The sequence below is a fragment of the Clostridium fungisolvens genome, assembly GCF_014193895.1.
In the GTDB taxonomy this organism is placed as follows: Bacteria; Bacillota; Clostridia; order Clostridiales; family Clostridiaceae; genus Clostridium_AR; species Clostridium_AR fungisolvens.
Window position 1 is genome coordinate 1,846,998 of the sequence record NZ_BLZR01000001.1, and the last position, 19,040, is coordinate 1,866,037.

The 19,040-nt window shown below is 31.3% G+C and carries 18 protein-coding genes; 14 read left to right on the top strand and 4 right to left on the bottom strand.

Annotated elements, in window-relative coordinates; translation table 11 throughout:
* Window positions 1-75: 75 nt before the first annotated feature.
* The 3 genes from bsdtw1_RS07800 (at window position 76) to bsdtw1_RS07810 (ending at window position 2,085) form a co-directional block, all read left to right on the top strand.
* Window positions 76-810, top strand: coding sequence for an MBL fold metallo-hydrolase (locus tag bsdtw1_RS07800; RefSeq protein WP_183277022.1), 735 nt, complete (start codon window positions 76-78; stop codon window positions 808-810).
* A gap of 109 nt (window positions 811-919) precedes the next feature.
* Window positions 920-1,351 carry an aminoacyl-tRNA hydrolase gene (gene pth2, locus bsdtw1_RS07805; RefSeq protein WP_183277023.1) on the top strand — a complete coding sequence of 144 codons (432 nt, stop codon included), beginning with the start codon at window positions 920-922 and terminating at the stop codon, window positions 1,349-1,351.
* A gap of 101 nt (window positions 1,352-1,452) precedes the next feature.
* Window positions 1,453-2,085: a hypothetical protein gene (locus bsdtw1_RS07810; RefSeq protein ID WP_183277024.1), complete on the top strand. Its 633-nt coding sequence runs from the start codon at window positions 1,453-1,455 to the stop codon at window positions 2,083-2,085.
* A 16-nt stretch (window positions 2,086-2,101) separates the two neighbouring features.
* Here the strand turns inward: bsdtw1_RS07810 and thpR are convergent, their stop codons facing one another.
* On the bottom strand, window positions 2,102-2,644 hold the full coding sequence (gene thpR / locus bsdtw1_RS07815) for an RNA 2',3'-cyclic phosphodiesterase (protein WP_183277025.1): 543 nt from the start codon (window positions 2,642-2,644) through the stop codon (window positions 2,102-2,104).
* Between the two features lie 478 nt (window positions 2,645-3,122).
* Here thpR and bsdtw1_RS07820 point away from each other — a divergent pair, with 478 nt between their 5' ends.
* The 3 genes from bsdtw1_RS07820 to bsdtw1_RS07830 all read left to right on the top strand — a co-directional run bounded on the left by bsdtw1_RS07820 (window position 3,123) and on the right by bsdtw1_RS07830 (window position 5,075).
* A complete protein-coding gene (locus bsdtw1_RS07820; protein ID WP_183277026.1) occupies window positions 3,123-3,965 on the top strand; it encodes a DUF2268 domain-containing putative Zn-dependent protease in 843 nt (280 codons plus the stop codon).
* 74 nt (window positions 3,966-4,039) lie between these two features.
* Window positions 4,040-4,390: a DUF2200 domain-containing protein gene (locus bsdtw1_RS07825; RefSeq protein ID WP_183277027.1), complete on the top strand. Its 351-nt coding sequence runs from the start codon at window positions 4,040-4,042 to the stop codon at window positions 4,388-4,390.
* 181 nt (window positions 4,391-4,571) lie between these two features.
* Entirely contained in the window at window positions 4,572-5,075 is a 504-nt protein-coding gene (locus bsdtw1_RS07830; RefSeq protein ID WP_183277028.1) for an HAD domain-containing protein, read from the top strand.
* Between the two features lie 34 nt (window positions 5,076-5,109).
* On the opposite strand, the gene bsdtw1_RS07835 is transcribed toward bsdtw1_RS07830, so the two are convergent.
* Window positions 5,110-5,874, bottom strand: a complete 765-nt coding sequence (locus bsdtw1_RS07835; RefSeq protein WP_183277029.1) for a DeoR/GlpR family DNA-binding transcription regulator — start codon at window positions 5,872-5,874, stop codon at window positions 5,110-5,112.
* Window positions 5,875-6,040: 166 nt separating this feature from the next.
* Between bsdtw1_RS07835 and bsdtw1_RS07840 the strand changes: the two genes are divergently transcribed.
* Complete coding sequence (locus tag bsdtw1_RS07840) at window positions 6,041-6,829, top strand: HAD family hydrolase (RefSeq protein ID WP_183277030.1); 789 nt, start codon at window positions 6,041-6,043, stop codon at window positions 6,827-6,829.
* A gap of 306 nt (window positions 6,830-7,135) precedes the next feature.
* Window positions 7,136-9,619 (top strand): leucine-rich repeat protein, encoded by a 2,484-nt coding sequence (locus bsdtw1_RS07845; protein ID WP_183277031.1) that lies wholly within the window; start codon window positions 7,136-7,138, stop codon window positions 9,617-9,619.
* Between the two features lie 55 nt (window positions 9,620-9,674).
* On the opposite strand, the gene bsdtw1_RS07850 is transcribed toward bsdtw1_RS07845, so the two are convergent.
* On the bottom strand, window positions 9,675-10,547 hold the full coding sequence (locus bsdtw1_RS07850; RefSeq protein ID WP_183277032.1) for a LysR family transcriptional regulator: 873 nt from the start codon (window positions 10,545-10,547) through the stop codon (window positions 9,675-9,677).
* Between the two features lie 178 nt (window positions 10,548-10,725).
* On the opposite strand from bsdtw1_RS07850, the gene bsdtw1_RS07855 reads away from it, so the two are divergent.
* Both bsdtw1_RS07855 and bsdtw1_RS07860 read left to right on the top strand, forming a co-directional pair.
* A complete protein-coding gene (locus bsdtw1_RS07855) occupies window positions 10,726-12,177 on the top strand; it encodes a DHA2 family efflux MFS transporter permease subunit (RefSeq protein WP_183277033.1) in 1,452 nt (483 codons plus the stop codon).
* Window positions 12,178-12,480: 303 nt separating this feature from the next.
* Window positions 12,481-13,566, top strand: coding sequence for a serine hydrolase domain-containing protein (locus bsdtw1_RS07860; RefSeq protein WP_183277034.1), 1,086 nt, complete (start codon window positions 12,481-12,483; stop codon window positions 13,564-13,566).
* 231 nt (window positions 13,567-13,797) lie between these two features.
* Here the strand turns inward: bsdtw1_RS07860 and bsdtw1_RS07865 are convergent, their stop codons facing one another.
* Window positions 13,798-14,556 carry a CPBP family intramembrane glutamic endopeptidase gene (locus bsdtw1_RS07865; RefSeq protein WP_183277035.1) on the bottom strand — a complete coding sequence of 253 codons (759 nt, stop codon included), beginning with the start codon at window positions 14,554-14,556 and terminating at the stop codon, window positions 13,798-13,800.
* Window positions 14,557-15,278: 722 nt separating this feature from the next.
* Here bsdtw1_RS07865 and bsdtw1_RS07870 point away from each other — a divergent pair.
* From bsdtw1_RS07870 to bsdtw1_RS07885, 4 genes are all read left to right on the top strand, one after another.
* On the top strand, window positions 15,279-16,442 hold the full coding sequence (locus bsdtw1_RS07870; RefSeq protein WP_183277036.1) for a MerR family transcriptional regulator: 1,164 nt from the start codon (window positions 15,279-15,281) through the stop codon (window positions 16,440-16,442).
* Window positions 16,443-16,623: 181 nt separating this feature from the next.
* Window positions 16,624-17,028 (top strand): large-conductance mechanosensitive channel protein MscL, encoded by a 405-nt coding sequence (gene mscL, locus bsdtw1_RS07875; protein WP_183277037.1) that lies wholly within the window; start codon window positions 16,624-16,626, stop codon window positions 17,026-17,028.
* A gap of 39 nt (window positions 17,029-17,067) precedes the next feature.
* The gene (locus bsdtw1_RS07880) at window positions 17,068-17,661 is read left to right on the top strand and encodes a YdeI/OmpD-associated family protein (RefSeq protein WP_183277038.1); all 594 of its coding nucleotides are present in this window, start codon (window positions 17,068-17,070) and stop codon (window positions 17,659-17,661) included.
* Between the two features lie 277 nt (window positions 17,662-17,938).
* Window positions 17,939-19,030 (top strand): vWA domain-containing protein, encoded by a 1,092-nt coding sequence (locus bsdtw1_RS07885; protein ID WP_183277039.1) that lies wholly within the window; start codon window positions 17,939-17,941, stop codon window positions 19,028-19,030.
* Window positions 19,031-19,040: the final 10 nt, after the last annotated feature.

Here is a 19,040-nt window from a genome sequence, read left to right on the forward strand (position 1 = left end):
ATTATTCATGGCGTAAAGCCGATTGCTGTGATAAAATACATTTGAAAATAAATCAATAGGAGGCAAGAAACGATTATGAAACTCAGTGAAAATGTAGAAATGCTAGAAATTAAAGCATTTAACCAAACCATCCATCCTGTTATTTTGTGGGATAAAGACAGCATGGTTCTTATTGATGCTGGATTTCCACAAACCTTTGATCTTTTCAAAGAAGAAATGCAAAAACTCGGTTTAAAAATCGAAAATATTAGTCATATTATTTTAACGCATCAAGACATTGACCATATTGGATTTGTTAAAGAGATCATGGAACTAAATCCAAATGTAAAAATATTGGCACACGAAGTGGAAGCACCATACATTGACGGAAGAAAAACACCGGTCAAGTTAGCTGCTTTGGAAGCAAATTCTGAAAATCTTGACGAACAACGCAAAGGGTTTTTAAAAATGTTAACAACTGGATTCGCCGCTCGAAAAATTCCTATAACACATGAGCTTAAAGACGGAGAAGTTATTGACGTATGTGGTGGTATTGAGATTGTTTTTACACCGGGTCACACACCAGGTCATATTTGTATATATTTAAGGAAAAGCAAGATTGCAGTTTGTGGCGATGCTTTAAATATAGCAAATGACAAATTCGTAGGCCCAAACCCACAACAAGCATCGGATGCTAAGGAGGCAAATGAGAGTATAGGAAAACTTAATGGATTTGGCATTGAAACACTAGTTGCCTATCATAGTGGCGCCTGTAATAAAAATGTTAAAGAAAAGTTAAACGACTTATGCACAGAGCTTATTAAAGAATGAAAAACTACAAAATCTTGAATATACAATGCTGTAATTAACAAAAATGGAGAAACAGATAATTCTTAAACATAGCCAAAAGAAAAAACATTATGAGGTTAGGTGAAATATTATGGATAGAAGAACAAAGCAGGTTATAGTAATGAGAAAAGATTTGCAGATGACTAAAGGAAAAATGATAGCTCAAGGAAGTCATGCATCTTTGGGAATGATACTTGAAATGATGGAGGTTTCCAATATAATCAATGAAGAAGATGATATCTCAAAAGCGGGGACATATTCTTTAAACTTAAAAGTTGAAGACAATTCAGCTATTGATAATTGGTTTAAGGAAGGCTTTAAAAAGGTATGTTTATATGTTAATTCTGAAGACGAATTGATCGAGATATATAATAAAGCAGAAGAAAAAGGGCTTCCGGTTTTAATGATAGAAGATGCAGGTGTTACTATGTTTAAAGGAGTACCTACTAAGACATGCCTAGCTATAGGTCCAGCATGGGATAAGGATATAGATGAGGTAACAGGAGACTTGAAGTTGCTATAAAATACTAATATAGGTATTTTATTATTGCAATTAACATTATGTTATATTGGATAATTATATAATGGGCAAATATATTGAATTATATTTAGAGGGGATTATATATGAAATTTAATGTTAAAAAGGTTAAACTGAGTAAGAAAAGAGAGTTAGATATTTATATTCCTTTAGAAGTACCAAGGCAGCTTACGGCTATAGATCCGGTAGTATGGGATATAGCTATATTAGGTGATTCAGTTGCATATAAATACCTAAAAAAATTATTTATCGCAGCATCAAATTTAAAATCTCAAGAAATAATATATATTCCTACATATCCTAATGATTCTAATGAATATAGAGATATCTGGAGTTATGGCATATTTGATATGGATATAGTGCTTGTTAATTATCATTCTACCCAACTTAAAGCAAAAGATATATTCAACGCAATTAACACAAAGAATAGTATTTCAGAACATTTGAAAGATATTAACATTAAAAATAGTAGCACCAAATATCCTGAAGATTGGCTTACGGATAGAAGGCTAAATGCTAGGCGATTTAAGAATACTCTTATTATATATACAAATCGTGATGTGTTTATAAAATTTGCTTTTGATACTGAGTATATGACGGTAGACAATGATGATGAACAATATAATTTTAACGTTCACCTTCATGAAGATTTAATTGGTACATCAAAAGATAATGGTTTTAATTTTCTATACTATCACAAGAAGGAAAATGTTAGATAGAAGGATGTATAGTTAATTATTCTAAGTTAACTTTATAAAGTGGCACACCATTTAACTTTCCGTCTATTTCTTTACTTGCCATTAAACTTATTGCTTTTACTGGGATAGTTATTCTTTCAAATTGAATTAAGCTATCCAAGGCAGTAGATTCTTCCTTAAGTTCAATTCTTCGCCCTAAGGTTATATGGGGCATAAAAAGCTTATCATAAAATGGTAGCCTATATTCTTTTAACAGGGTAGAAAGTTCTTTATGAAGTTCTGTAAGAACAGGACTTTCTTCTACTCCAGCCCACAGAATGTTTGTCTTTTTTCTTTTAAAAATACCTAAGTTATTTAATAATAACTCAAAAGAACTTATCTTTAAAACTGCTATATCCATAACTTCTTTTATTTTAGAAATCTGAAGATCATCAGCTTCTCCTATGAATCGAATTGTCATATGAAAGTTGTTCTTTTCTGTAAAACTGCCTTCACTACAGTGATTCTTTATATATGATGTCATTTTACCAAAATAATTTTTAATGTTATCCTCAAAATCTATGGCAATGTAGACTCTCAAAGTTTTATCTTCCTTTCCTGAAGAGATATGTCACTTAAATTTTAAAACAATACTTTTTTCTGATGGTTTCTGTATATAAATTAATTGTTTATCTATATAAGCTATAAAAATTATAATTGATATTTATTAAATAGTGAAGTTGAATTTATAAGAAAAGCTGCTGACATACTTAGAAATATCAGCAGCTCTTTACCATTTTCAGAAATTTATTTAATACGTATAACCAACGCCTATACAGTTTTGTATTGGCGAAGGTTTTTATTTGTATTTTTAATTTTAAAATGATGTTTTGAAAACACTTTTATTTAAATTTAGAGTTTCTTACAAAAGAGGTATTGAAAATATAGTGGTTAAAAGTAATGAATTACAAACTTTTTACAGTGAATACGTTATATGTAAGCATATGCTATAATTTCTATATAGATTAAGTTGCATTAATTCACATTTAGAAAGCTTTTTTATATCGGAAGGAGAATGAATGAATTTAGAAATAATTGCGGTTTATGAGAATTTGGATGGTTATCTTTTGGAGATGGAAAAAGACAATGCAGATTATAAGGAATTATGGGATGAATATGCTATAAAGCCTTACTGGGAAAAGCTTAGTCAATGGGCACCTTTTGACATGTCTGACAGAAAGCCAAAGCCAATAAAAGATGTAAGTAAATTGAAACAGCAGATAAAACTATTGAAAGAAATGAATCTTGATGTGATTAGGAATGAGTTTTTACGTGCAGTAGAAGCGCTACCTAATTATGATGATGATACAATAGTAATTGCAATTTACCCGCTTGATGATAATGAAACTAATATTAAGGAACAACAGAATGGGGTTCAAGGGGTTAGTATATTCGGAAATATGTTAATACAGGTTAATCCATTTGCTGAAGATTATTTTAAGTGGATCCCATATGTATTTGCTCATGAATATCACCATTCAGTATGGGGAAATTATTGGTATGTAGTTCATGGAGGAAGTACAGGAAGTCTTATTGAAGCTCTACTGATAGATGGACAAGCGGATTCCTTCGCAAAAAGCTTAAATCCAACATTGAATCCAAAGTGGATTTCTCAAATCTCTAAGGAGCAAGAAAAAGAGTTGTGGGATAAGCATTATTCAAAATTGTTAGACGAGACTAATTTTGATTACGGAACTTATATGTTTGGTAATGAAAAACTAAGTATACCTTGGTGCGCAGGTTATTTCTTTGGATATAGAATTATTGATAGTTTTAGAAAACTCTATCCTGATATTACTACAAAGGCATTGATAGAAATAAATTCTGAGGAAATCCTATCAAAGAGTAATTATAATTTATAGGGGGATATTTTTTCGTTTGAACACGATTATTTTTAATGATACAATAAGGAAAACCATATAAGCGAGGATATATGATGACAAAACATAATATATATAAAATGAGTGTAGCAAGTGTCTATCCTCTTTACATTGCTAAGGCAGAGAGAAAAGGACGTACGAAAGCAGAAGTAGATGAAATCATCCGTTGGCTGACTGGATATAGTCGGGAAGAGTTAGAAGTAGAAATGGAAAAGCAGACAGACTTTGAGACCTTCTTTGCAGAAGCTCCTCAATTAAATCCGTTAAGGACTTTGATTAAAGGTGTGGTCTGCGGTGTTCGAGTGGAAGACATCGAAGAGCCAATCATGAAGGAAATTCGCTATTTGGATAAGCTGATCGACGAGTTAGCAAAAGGAAAAGCAATGGATAAAATCTTAAGGAAATAATAATTAAAAATAAAAACGCTGATTCCATATATAATAGAATCGGTGTTTTTTGTTGAATTTTTATTCTTAATAAATTAATATCAATGGTTAATATAATTTTGTAATTGCAATAAAGATTCTACTTTGTGGATTTCTGTATAAAACTTGAAAAACCTAATTTAAAGTAGTTACGGAGAAAAGAATGAAAATATTATTTTTAGATATCGATGGCGTCTTAAATTCAAGATTTTGGAGTGATGCTAATGAAAGAGAAATTAGTGAAGGTAAGTTTATTGATAGTGAAAAAGTTATGCTATTATCTAGAATTATAGATGAAACAGATGCTAAAATTGTTTTACACTCTGGATGGAGATTTTGGTTTGACGATAATCTGAATCCTCTAAGAGACGAGGCTGTATATTTTGCTGAAATATTGAAGGGTCATAACTTATTCATATATGATAAAACACCTGATCTTACAACTGAAGAAATTAGAAAATCTAAAAAATTCAGTTTGGTAAAAGCAAGAGAAATTTTATTGTGGTTAAATAAATATGATAGTATTGAAGAATATTTAGTTCTTGATGATTTATATTTGAATAATCAAGAAATCGAAGCACATCAAATAAAGACTGATGCAGATATAGGATTGACAGAGGAAATTGTAATTGAGGCAATCATGCTACTTAATGCAAGAACACACTGAAGAATATTGCTTCAGTGTGTTCTTTATGAAAATTCTATATTAAATTAATATCATATTGATGAAGCAAATTCAGAATAGCATCACTTGGTTCTGCTTCAGTAATAATTCCATGAAAATCTGATATGTTTGCAAAGTTATAAATCCCATCTAGGTTAAAGCGCTCATTGGGAGCAAGTAAAAATAATTTTTTTGATATCTCCATAATCGCTTTTTTGGTACCAGCATCCTCTGATTCACAAGAACTTACACTTCCGTCGCCAAGGTCGATTCCTCCACAGCCAATAAAGGCTTTATTACAACGATAGAGTTTAATTTGCTCATTTGAGTGAGAACCTACATTTCCACCAATCACAGGATTATAGTCTCCTCCTATAAAGATGGTATGAACCTTAGAATCCGTTCTAATCATTGATGAGATTTCAACCATATTTGTGATTAAAGTAATATTTCTATTATTTTCTGTGATTAGCCTAGCAAGTAGATAGGATATGCTTGAGGCATCTAAAAAGATGGTATCACCATCCTGTATTAGGTCATAAGCTTTCTCTGCAATAACTTCTTTTAACGTTGTATCCGTTTCAACTCGCTTAGAGAAACTTTCACCGTTAACAATTGTCCTCTTTATATTAATAGCACCACCATAGGTACGCTGCAGCAGGTTGTTTTTTTCTAGAACCTGAAGATCCTTTCGAATCATGCTTTCACTTACTCCAAACTGCACACTTAAATCTTTTACTAACACTTTTCCTTCGTTTTCTAATAGATCTAAGATTTGTTTATGCCTTTCTTCGATAAACATAGTTTCCTCCAAGTTGTTCTCATTTGTTTCTATTTTATCAATTTGATTAGAACAATGCAATTGAAATATTGACAAATAGGAACTAACGAAATAAAATGAGAATTAATGATAGTGATTGAAAAGAATAATATGAAATAACAGTGAGTTTAGGAGGATAAGAAGTAATATGAAGAAGGCAATATTTTTTGATATTGATGGCACCTTAATTGATTGTTTAAATGGATTAACAGATATTACTCCTAGAGTTAAAAAAGCAATACGTGAATTGCAGGCAAAAGGAAATTATGTTTTTATCGCAACAGGAAGACCTTATGCTTTCTTAAATGAAGCATTACTCAATTTTGGATTTGATGGTTTCATATTTACCAATGGCTCATATGTAAAGGTTGGAGATAAGTGTATTCATAAGGAAGCTATTGAAAAAGAAGTTATTAAAGAATTAGTTGATAAGTTTGAAGAACTTAATGTTGAATATATATTGCAAGGGGAAGAATACTCCTACATTAAGGATGAACATAAAAATCTCCATTCATATTATGATACCTATAATATATCTAAAAAGTATCTGAAAGGTAAATTTGAGCTTGAAGAGGTGGAAGCTTATAAGCTTGAAATGTTGTGTAAGGACCAAAAAGGAATGGACTTTTGTGAATCCTTAGGAAAGGATAGGTTTTCAAATATTAACAATCCAGATGGTTCTTTCGAATTATATTCTAAAACAAATTCCAAAGCTTCAGGAATTATAAAGGTGTTGGAGTTTTTAGATATACCTATAGAAAATAGTTATGCCTTTGGTGATGGGCTAAATGATATAGAAATGCTGTCTACAGTAGGCTGCGGAATAGCTATGGGAAATGCTAATGACGTGGTTAAGAGTTATGCTAAAAAAGTTACGGATACTGTGCAAAATGACGGAGTAGCTTTGGAAATTGAAAGATTTATACTGGGCAATTAAAAGGGAATCCACGATAATACATACTTGTGTTGTCGTGGATTTGTTTATATTTAATTCTAATAGCTTGAACATATAGAATCTTCCTGTACAGCCAATTAAATTCAACAGTATTCTTAAATATAAACTAAATTTATGATAGTATATGTCAGCGGTAGTGTATGGCATCACAGGAAAAAGGTTTAATAAACTTTTATGTATGGGAAGTAAAATAAATTAAGGAAAAAAGTCGAAAGTACGATAATAGTAATGGTGGTTGTTATATCTGTTAATAAAAATCAAAAAATTATATTTGAGAGGAGGATATTGATGAAAAAAAGAAAAAAGAGGGGGATTTCTTTTATACTTGTTTTGATAAGCTTATTTGTAAGCTTTAGCGCTACGCCAGTTTTTGCTGCTACAACAGGTACCGATGCAAATGGTTTTACTTGGCAGTCTGATGATGGAGTAACATATTCGATAACAGGATATAATGGTAGTGATAAAAACATCGTAATACCAAGCTCCATAGATGGACATACTGTTACCAGTATAGGAAGTAATGCTTTTAGAGAAAAACCATTAACTAGTGTGGTAATTCCAGATACTGTTACTAGTATAGGTGGTTTTGCATTCTATTACTGCTCGTCACTTACAAGCATTACAATACCAAATAGCGTAACGAGCATTGGAGATAGCGCATTTGCATATTGTATATCGCTTACCAATATAAGTCTTCCAGCTAGTCTTAATAAAATAGGAAATTCTACCTTTCAAGACTGCAAAGCTCTTAAAGAAATAACAATTCCTAGTAGTGTTACGAGTATTGGAACTTATGCGTTTTTGGAATGTTTTTCTCTTACCAATATTATAATTCCTAGTAGTGTCACATATATTGGTGAAGGTGCATTTAAAGACTGTAAGATTCTAAAATCTGTGGTAATGCCTGATAGCGTAACAAATGTGGGAAATTATTTGTTTTATAACTGTCAAGCTTTATCAAGTGTAAGATTGTCAAATAATCTTACTAGTACTGGAGATTTTATGTTTTATCATTGTTTCTCTCTTACTGGGGTTACACTTCCAAGTAATCTTAAGGTTATTGGAAATAGTGCATTTGAGGATTGTACAGCTCTTACCAATATAACAATACCAAATGGCGTGATAAAAATAGGGTATCGTGCTTTCATTATGTGTAATGTTCTTCAAAACATTACAATCCCTAACACTGTTAAAATTATTGATTTTAATGCATTTGCCCATTGCTATGCGTTTACGAGTATTGTAATTCCAGACAGTGTTACAAGTATCGGAGATTATGCATTTTATTATTGCAAATCTTTAACAGAGATAACAATTCCAAAAAGTGTTACTGATATTGGTTTTTTAACCTTTAATAGTTGTAATTCAGATTTCAAAATTAAAGGTGTTGGGGGGTCTTACGCACAGATTTATGCAAGTAATAATTCTTTAGCCTTCCAGGAACTGCCTAGAACATACTATACTATAGCCTTTGATAGTGAAGGTGGCAGTACTATTGGAAATGTGCAAGCAGATAGTAATACTTTAATAACAGCACCAATAGAACCTACAAGGGCAGGTTATACTTTTGGAGGATGGTATAAGGAATTAACATGTATAACACCATGGGATTTTGCCACTGATAAAGTTATAAATGATACAACCTTATATGCAAAATGGTTTAAGAATCCAGATATACCTCTAAATATAAAATCAATAATAACAGGATATAATAGTGTACTATCAAGTTGGGGAGCAGTAACTGGAGCAGCTGGATATGAACTTTACAGATCCACATCAAGTACAGGAACATATAGTTTAGTGACTACAACAACAGCAACCTCATATAACAATACAGGACTTGCAACAGGAACTACCTACTACTATAAAGCAAGAGCATATTGTCTAGTTGGGTCAGCAAAAGTGTATAGTGATTTTACTTCAATAGTAAATGCAAAGCCAATTCTAGCAATGCCAAGTTCCTTCAAATCAGCTCCTATAAGTTATAATAGTGTTTTATCAAGCTGGGGAGCAGTAACTGGAGCAGCTGGATATGAACTTTACAGATCCGCATCAAGTACAGGAACATATAGTTTAGTGACTACAACAACAGCAACCTCATATAACAATACAGGACTTGCAACAGGAACTACCTACTACTATAAAGTAAGAGCATATTGTCTAGTTGAGTCAGCAAAAGTATATAGTGATTTTACTTCAGTAGTAAATGCAAAGCCAATTCTAGCAATGCCAAGTTCCTTCAAATCAGCTCCTATAAGTTTTAATAGTGTTTTATCAAGCTGGGGAGCAGTAACTGGAGCAGCTGGATATGAACTTTACAGATCCACATCAAGTACAGGAACCTATAGTTTAGTGACTACAACCGCAGCAACCTCATATAACAATACAGGGCTTGCAACAGGAACTACCTACTACTATAAAGTAAGGGCATATTGTTTAGTTGGAGGAGCAAAAGTTTATGGTGATTTTACTTCAGTATTAAGTGCAAAACCAGTTCTAAGCGTTGCTGGAAATTTTGCAGCAATAAGAGTGAATTCAAAAAGCATAAAGCTTTCTTGGAACGATGTAGCAGGAGCTTCAGGATATGAAGTTTATAGTTCCACATCAAGTACAGGAGCATACACTTTAGTAAAATCAACACCTTCGTTAAATTTTACTAATACTGGCTTAAAAACTGGTTATACATACTACTATAAGATGAGAGCTTATAGAATAGTGGGAACAGCCAAGATTTATAGTGACTGGACGGTAATCAGATACTCAAGACCATAAATATCAAAACCCACGAAGTTCTAAGGAATAGATCTTCGTGGGTTGTTTTATTCACCTAAATTCTTTTATATGCTGTATTTTTTTCGATCATTTCTATAAATTTAGAAAGGGATGTGGTCATTAAGGAATCCTTTCTTCTTACAAAAAAAGTTCTCGTAGTGTTATATTGTTCAGGTACAGAGAAGGATTTTAGAAGACCTTTTTCTTCATATTCCTTAATAGTAGATTTAGGCACAAAAGATGCACCTAGATCAGCAATCACACCTTCTATAATTGAATTCAAATTATTAAATTCCATATACCGTATATTATAAACTTCCTTTGATTTAAGCCAGTTTTCAAGTTGTGTTCTGTTAGGACAACCTGTTGAACTCATTAAGAAGGACTTTCTATATAAATCCTCCACTTTAGTATATTTAGAATTAGAGATAAGTACTAAATTTTCTTCGAATGCAAGTTCACTAACGATATTGTCATCAGTAAGAGAAGGAGCTTTAATAAAAGCGCCATCTAATTGAAAGTGTTTTACTTTATATATAAGTTCGTCAGATTGACTCGTAATAAGAGATAAATCAACTTTAGGATAAGCTTTATGGTATTGGGACAAGATTTCAGGTAGTCGCATAGCTGATACTGTATGAACTGCGCCAATTGACAAGCTACCAGAAGGATCACAAGAATCATTTAATGCTTTATCAGCCTCATCTAGTAAATAAATGATTTTCTCAGCATATGATAATAATTTTTCACCAGCAGGGGTCAAAATCATACCGCGCTGCCTATAAAATAATTGTGTTTTTAAGTCATATTCCAATTGTTGAATTCTAGCGGACACATTGGATTGAACATAGCCTAAGGCATGGGCAGCCTTTGTTATACTGCCAGTTTGTGCTACAGCTCTAAAAATTCTTAATTCGTTACTTTCCATTTACATACCTCTATATATCACAAAATGTGAATCTTAATATCTGATATAATCATTTTACATGATATATAATCTCAAGTAAACTATATTTAGAAATTAAAATTAAATGGTTCGATGAAATAAACTGCATAATGTTTTATTTAAATCGAAATTTTATTCCATTTATAGATAAGGAGATTATATGAAGAATTTTAAAACACACAAATGGAGTATTCTACTTGTTGTTACCTTAGTATCATTTATTACAAATTTGGATTCAACTATTGTGATAATAGGACTTCCAAAGATGATGAAAGGACTAAATATTTCGGTAACAGCAGGTTTATGGATAATTACAGGCTACATTATTGCGAGTACAGTGCTAATATTACCTGCTGGAAAGTGGGCTGATATAGTAGGAGCAAAAAGAATTTTCATGATTGGACTTATAATTTTTGCTATTGGTACAATACTCTGTGGAATTGCAGGTTCAGGATTAACCTTGAATATATATAGATTAGTTCAAGGAGCAGGAGCTGCTTTGGCAATGGCAACTGCCACTCCAACCATAGTAAAGACTTTTCCTAGTAGTCAACTTGGGTTAGCCTTAAGTATTAATGCTACTTCTTGGGTAATTGGAGCGATAGTTGGGCCAGTAGTTGGCGGAGCTTTAATTACTCACTATGGATGGCGTTCAATTTTTTTTATTACAGTACCTTTTGTACTGATTTGCATAATAGGGGCCGCTTTAGTGCTTGAGGATGTTAAGCCTAATATTAAACTAAAAAATGACTGGATTGGTATATTAACCTTTAGCATAGGTTTAATATTAACAATGATAGTACTTTCTGATGGACAGTCCTTTGGATGGTTGTCATATAAAACCATAGGGTTAAGTATAACGTCAATTTTATTATGGGGTATATTTATAATTACGGAATTACGTGTTGAAAATCCATTATTTAATTTTAGTTTACTTTCATACAGAGAGTATTCAATTGGACTTGTAATTACATTTTGTTACTGCATTGCTTATTTTTCATTACCTTTGCTATTAAGTATATATTTGCAAAGTGCGCTTCATCTAGATCCAACTTTAGCAGGACTACTAATGGTTTCGCTATCTGTTCCACAACTTATACTTGGGCCTTTTGCAGGAAGGTTTGTAGATCATATTGGAGCTTTAAAGACCCTTACCTTTGGAATTATATTTCTTATTATAGGAATATTCATGCTGGGAAAGCTTGGAGCGGAATTATCTATTTCATCTGTGGTATTTCCTCTAATACTATTATCAATAGCAAATAGCTTAGCCTGGCCATCATTAGCGAAGACTGTATTGTCAGCAGTACCTAATGAGGATACCGGAGCAGCTTCAGGAATATATTATACAATTCTTAATATAGGTAAGGCTTTAAGCCAAACTTTAGTCATATTAATCATTGAAGTAGTTATACCTGCAGATGTTGTTTCTAAAGCGATAGTAGGAATAGGGAGTTTAAGTAGTATAAATATGAATGGCAATTTAGTTAATTCAATAGATTCTAGCTTCAGATTTTTCGCCGTTTTCTTTGTAATTGCACTAATTTTAAGCTTCACTCTTTTATATTCAAAAAAGAGAGAGGATGCAAAGGAACAAGCAGAGGTGGTTTAATTTATAATATAAGTTTTAAGAGCATCTATATTAGTAGAGTGTGAACTTTAAAGTGATACTTCATCTACACCATAAAATCCATGATTTATATCATGGATTTTTATATTTAGAAAAAGGCGTAAAAATAAATGAGTTTTTTTAAGCAAATATTCACTGACCGAAATGAGAGGTATAATAAATCTTATATACAGTATTAACCATAAAAGGTATAATAAACAATAAGATAGTTGGTTTTAAGCTATGTGGTAAAGATAGACTAATGCAAATTATTAAGTTTAGTAGTTGAAAATAGGGAGATATGAAATGAGAGAATTTATAGAAGAAATATGTAATCACTATGCCACAGAACGAAATTTTAGTGGAGTATGTATGCTTAAAATTAAGGGAGAAACAGTGTTTGAGAAGGCATATGGTTATGCAAACAGAGCATTTAAAATAAAGAATGAAATTGATACAAGCTTTGATACAGCATCAGTGACGAAAGTTTTTACCGCAGTAGCTATCTTGCAACTTGTTGAACAAGGACAATTAAGATTAGATGATAAAATCGTAAATATAATTGATTTGAAGGGAACAAAGATTCCTGAGGATGTTACAATTGAACAATTATTAAATCATACATCAGGTATTGCAGATGATGCAGATGAGGAAGCTGGAGAAGACTATGCTGCATTATTTATCCATAGTCCTAATTACGTAATACGTGAATGCAAAGATTTCTTAAAAAACTTCGCTTATAAGGAGCCAAATTTTAAAGCAGGAAGTAATGTTAGATATTGCAATTGCTCTTTTATACTCCTTGGTCTTGCAATTGAAAAAATGACAGGAATGAAATACCAAGATTATATTGATAAAAGTATATTTGAAAAGGCAAGTATGACTGGAACAGGGTTTTTCTCTATGGATGAGGTTAATGAGAATACAGCGGAAGGATATATAAATATTACAGGAAAAGATGGTAACCTCATTGGCTATAAAAAGAATATTTACTCATATCCTCCAATAGGAACAGCTGACGGTGGTGCATACACTACTGCAGAAGATTTAAATAAATTTTTAGTTGCAATTCAGGATGGTACACTTCTTAACAAAGAATACTCAGATATACTAATGCACCCATGCTGCAATTTTTACGAAGCAAAGGAAGGCTATGAAATACCAGGACTATATAAAAAAAATGGATATGCATTTGAATTTTTTAAGATAAATGATGAAAGAGAACCATTTTGCATATATAAAGATGGTTGCAATTATGGTGTATCAGCTATGTTTTCTTACTATCCAGAAAATGAAATAAGTCTTGTGCTTTTATCTAATCAAGAATGCAATGTTTGGGCTATGAGAAAAGAGATTCAACTAGAAATATATAAAAAATACTATAATCAATAACACATTTGATTACAGGGTATAGTTGATTATGTAGGAGTGGATTTACAGAGACAAAAGTTCTGTATTGGTTCACTTTGAATTTGAAGGAAATATTTTTAAATATGAGATTAAACTCAATTAGAAAATCCACGGCAGAAATGGCGTGGATTTTCTGATGGAGTGCTACGTTTTTTTACTGTATGGTAAAATATAAAGTTTTTAAGGCAGCTAAACTTATATATTTCAATGCTTTTAAAAGTTTTTCATAGAAGTGTTGTTTCTAAAATAGGCTTTCGAATTTTTTCCGCATAAGAGCAGATACACAAAATAAAGGATAGTAATTACGGTAGTAACCACAATTATTTCTACATGGGTACTATTAACCATAGAGATGTTTGCGATAAAGTTATATAGAATATGGGTAATGATGCAGATAGTTAGATTTCCACTAGCCAGAATGACTACCATAAACATAAAACCTACTACAAAAGCATTAATTATTTGAAGTATTGTATCAGTGGTGGATTGTGAGATAGCTACCATGCTAACAATATGTCCAATCGCGAAGGTGCAACTTATAAAAGCTACAACTACATAACGATTCCACTTTTTGACTAATGCTTTGAACATAAGGCCACGAAAAATAATTTCCTCCATGAATCCTACGCTGATATACATAGCTAGCATTAAGACAATATTTATAGCAGATAAGGATGTGTTGACACCGTAAATTAAACTTAAGAATGGAAGTAAGAGTAAAGGGATATAATATAACATTACGGAATTTTTTTCTGTAGGTTTTGTCAAGAGTCCGATGTCTTTAGCTATTCCAGTGGATTTTAAATAATAAAAACAGATTGTTGCCAGCACCAAATTAGGAATAGCAGTTACTACATTAAAGTCAATGTTTAAGGCCCCGGCGATATTGTCTGTAATGGTATTAAGTACAAGATATATTGCCAACCAGACAAGTGAATGTAAAACAGCTTTTCTTTCATACAGTTTTTTCAAAATTTTACCCTCCTTATATAAATATAGATTTTTCATCTAAAATGAAACTCGGATGAGAAGTGACCATTAATAAACGAACAAACAGCTTGTTTATAATTATGCTTAGTATGTATTTAAGTTATAGATGACTGATATCATATATTATTAGTAGTATATTGTATACAGTTACACTATGTTACAAAAATGGAGTGATATATACTAAAATTATTAAAAAAGCAAATTTTTATAAAATTGTACATGCTCAAAGTTCATTACTAACTTTCCTTTAGATTCTAATTCTGCACATTCAAATCTTCTTACATCAATAAATCTCAAAATATTTCACCTCTAGTATGTATTTACATGAAATTATAAATTTCACTAATTGTAATTGTATTCCATACGATAATGCTAATTTGAATTGATGTAAATATTATTTATATACTAAAGTAGTGCCAAATTCTTGAATGATTTTTGATATAAATCCTTTCTAAAGTATTGACTCTAACACAACGTCATAGTGTAATATATAAACAAATCGGTTCAATATGATGTATGATTTAACAATATATTGAATTTGGTGAATTGTATAATTATAGGCTCAACTTCAAAGCAATACTATGCGGAGCTTATGATAAAGAATTAGTTTATTAATAAAACATGCTTCAATCTATAACAGAAAATAGCCGGTAAAATAGTTGTTATTTATTGATAGATGTAAAATTAAAACTTGAGGTGTAGCAATGAAAACAGTAAAACAAGTTTCAGATATGACAGGAATAAGTGTAAGGTCCCTACATTATTACGACGAAATAGGATTATTAAAACCAAGTGAAGTTACAGAAGCTGGGTATAGGCTTTATGATGATGAAGCTCTTAAAACCTTGCAGCAAATCTTATTTTTTAAAGAGCTTGATATCCCATTAAAGGACGTTAAAGAGATAATGGATAGTCCGTACTTTAATAAAATGGAGGCTTTAGAGAATCAAAAAAAGCTACTTTTGGTAAAGCGTAAGAGATTGGATGATTTAATAGAGCTTATAAATAAAACTTTAAAAGGAGAAAGTACAATGAGTTTTAAAGAATTTGATATGAGTGAATATTATAAGGTGTTGGAAGATTTTAAAACAGAAAATGAAGATAAAGTAATTAAAATGTATGGAAGTATAGAAAAATATAACGAAAGGATTGAAAAGATTAAAACTAAGGAAGAGAAAATAGCTAAAATGGCTATAAAAGAACACGGAAGTATCAAAAAGTTTGCTGAAATTATTAAGAAAAATTTTGATAGCGACATGTTTGCCCTTTCAGAGCAAATCGAGAAGTTTAAAAATGATTGCTTAGAGGATAACCATCCTAAATTAAAAGAACTATTTAATAAACTTGTTTCAGACTTAAGCAAAGATCCTACTTCTATGGAGATTCAAGAAATAGCTGGAGAAATAACAACAACTGCTAAAAAAGATTATGAAGTGTTTAGTACAGAAATAGGAGATGATTTGTGGTATTCGAATGTACAACTTTATTTAGTATACCCACAATGGATAGAACTAGTAGATAAAAAGTATGGAAATGGTGCAGCTAAATTTATCGGGGAAGCTCTAAAGTTTTATTTGGAAGATAAGCTTCCAAAATCAGTGATTTTATATAAATGCCTTACAGCCGATTTAAGCAAAGATCCTTCTTCAAAAGAAATTCAACAAATCGTTGAAGAAATAGTAGCTGAGACTAAAAAGAGCAGTGATTTTTTGAAAGTTGAGATGGGAGAAAATTATTGGGGATATACGGCAGAGCAATATATTTCAAGTCCTATATATGAAAAAGTCATGGATAAGAAGTATGGAAGTGGTGCAGCTAAGTTTATCGGAAAAGCCCTTAAGTTTTATGCTGAAAATACTAAAAAATAAACAAAAATACTTTATATCAGCATTTATTTGAAGCAGCGATATTGTCGAATATTTAAATTACAATTAAATATTATGATATAATAAAGAAAAAGATGTACCAAATTAATCTAAAGATGCAAGTTCTGGTACAGCTTAGTATTAATTTAAAGTATTTAAAATTTATTGAAAGAGAGATGATAACATGTTCAAAGAGTTCAAAGAGTTTGCAATGAAGGGAAATGTACTGGATTTGGCTGTGGGTGTTGTTATAGGTGGTGCCTTTGGTAAAATAGTTACTTCTTTGGTAAATGATATTATTATGCCAATAATAGGTGCTTTAACTGGTGGAATTAATTTTACATATTTAAAATTTGTAATTAAGGAAGCTGGTGGAGGTAAAGAAGCACTAACTCTTAATTATGGAAACTTTATTCAAAATATTATTGATTTCTTAATTGTTTCATTTTCTATTTTCTTATTTATAAAATTAATAAATAAACTTAAGAGAGAAAAGAAAGTTGAAGTAGTTAAAGTTGAAGTTAAACCTTCAGAAGAGGTTTTATTGCTTCAAGAAATTAGAGATTTATTGAAGAATAGGGAAGTTTAAATTTCATTTGATAGAAAAACTTAAGAGAGGTGTTTCTTCATGACAAATATTAATATGAATCCTAAGGTTGATGATTTTTTAAGTAAGGCTCAAAAGTGGCAGGGAGAATTTGAAAAATTGAGAATGATCATCCTTGACTGTGAACTGAATGAAGAATTAAAGTGGGGTAAACCTTGTTATACCTTTGATGGAAAGAATATAGTTTTGATACATGGATTTAAAGAATACTGTGCTATTCTATTTATCAAAGGAGCCTTATTAAAGGATACCAATGGAATTCTAATCCAACAAACGGAGAATGTGCAGGCGGGGCGCCAGATTAGATTTACAAATGTTCAAGAAATAGTTGAGATGGAAAACATACTGAAATCTTATATTTATGAGGCTATTGAAGTTGAAAAAGCTGGTTTGGAAGTGGAATTAAAAAAGAATGAAGATTACCTAATACCTGAAGAATTGCAAGATAAATTCAATGAAATTCCAGAGTTGAAGACTGCTTTTGAAGCATTGACTCCAGGACGACAAAGAGCATATATTTTTTATTTTTCTGATGCTAAACAATCAAAAACTCGAGCAGCAAGGGTTGAAAAATATATGCAGCAAATCCTAAGTGGTAAGGGCTTAAATGATTAGAATTAATGAAATTTAAATTTCACTACTATATTTTATTGATGTATCACTTCGTAATAAAATTTATATCCTCAAATTCTCCTCTCTTAAACCAGCGGAGTTTTGAAAATAGATTTCCTATAGAAGTGGTACATCTCTATATCCATTCGTCCATGTTTCTTGTGAATATGGGCGAATTTTATTTGCTGATTTTAATAAAGTATTTTAACAAATCCCAAAGTATAAATATGTTACTTAAATAATATATTTATTAAGTAATAATTTAATTGGGATGGAGTTTATGGAAAATAGCATAGATGTATGTATCAGCTTTGATACTACAGGTTCAATGTATCCATGTTTAACACAGGTTAGAAGAACTATAAAACAAATAGTTACTAAATTATTTGATGATATTCCTAGTTTAAGAATATCTATAATAGCTCACGGAGATTATTGTGATGCTGAAAAACCTTATGTGATAAAAATTAAGGATTTTTCAAGTGATGAAAAGGAGTTAATTGACTTTATCACAAAAGTGGAACCGACATATGGGGGAGATGCGCCTGAGTGTTATGAGTTAGTGTTGAATAAAGCAAGGACGAGCCTTTCCTGGAAATCAGGAACCTCAAAGGTGTTGGTTATAATCGGTGATGATGTACCACATGGTCCTAATTATCCTGCAAATATAAATAAAATCGATTGGAGAAATGAATTAGGACTTCTCTTAGAGAGTGGAATAAATGTTTATGGAATTCATGCTATGCCAGGAGTGAGAAAACATTCTAAACCTTTTTATGAGGAAATAGCAAATAAAACCGGTGGTTTTTATTTAACCTTAGATCAGTTTGCAAACATACCGGATTTAATAATGGCTATATGTTACAAACAAGATGGGGAAGACAGTCTTATGTCTTTTGCTGAAGAGCTAAAATCAAAAGGTAGAATGAATTACAATATTAAAAGCTCTATACAAAAACTAAGTCATAAGGAAATAGACGATTATGTAAGTGAAGATGGGTTAAACCCTGTACCAGACGGACGTTTTCAAGTATTAAATGTGGACAACAATCAAAGTATAAAAGAATTTATTTTAGAGCAAGGAATATCTTTTAAGGTAGGTAGAGGCTTTTATGAACTAACGAAAACAGAAAAGGTGGGCATTAATAAAGAAATATTGTTGTATGAAAAAGAAACAGGAAAGATATTTAATGGTGCACAGGTTAGGGATATGCTGAGACTTAGTCCTCAGGAAAACGTAAAAGGGGTACTTGAAACATTGAAACCTGTATTAATGGATAAGTATAAGGTATTTATTCAATCTACCTCTTATAATAGAAAGCTTATGGCTAATACTAGCTTGCTTTATGAAGTAGAGGATTGGGATAGGTAAAACTTATTTA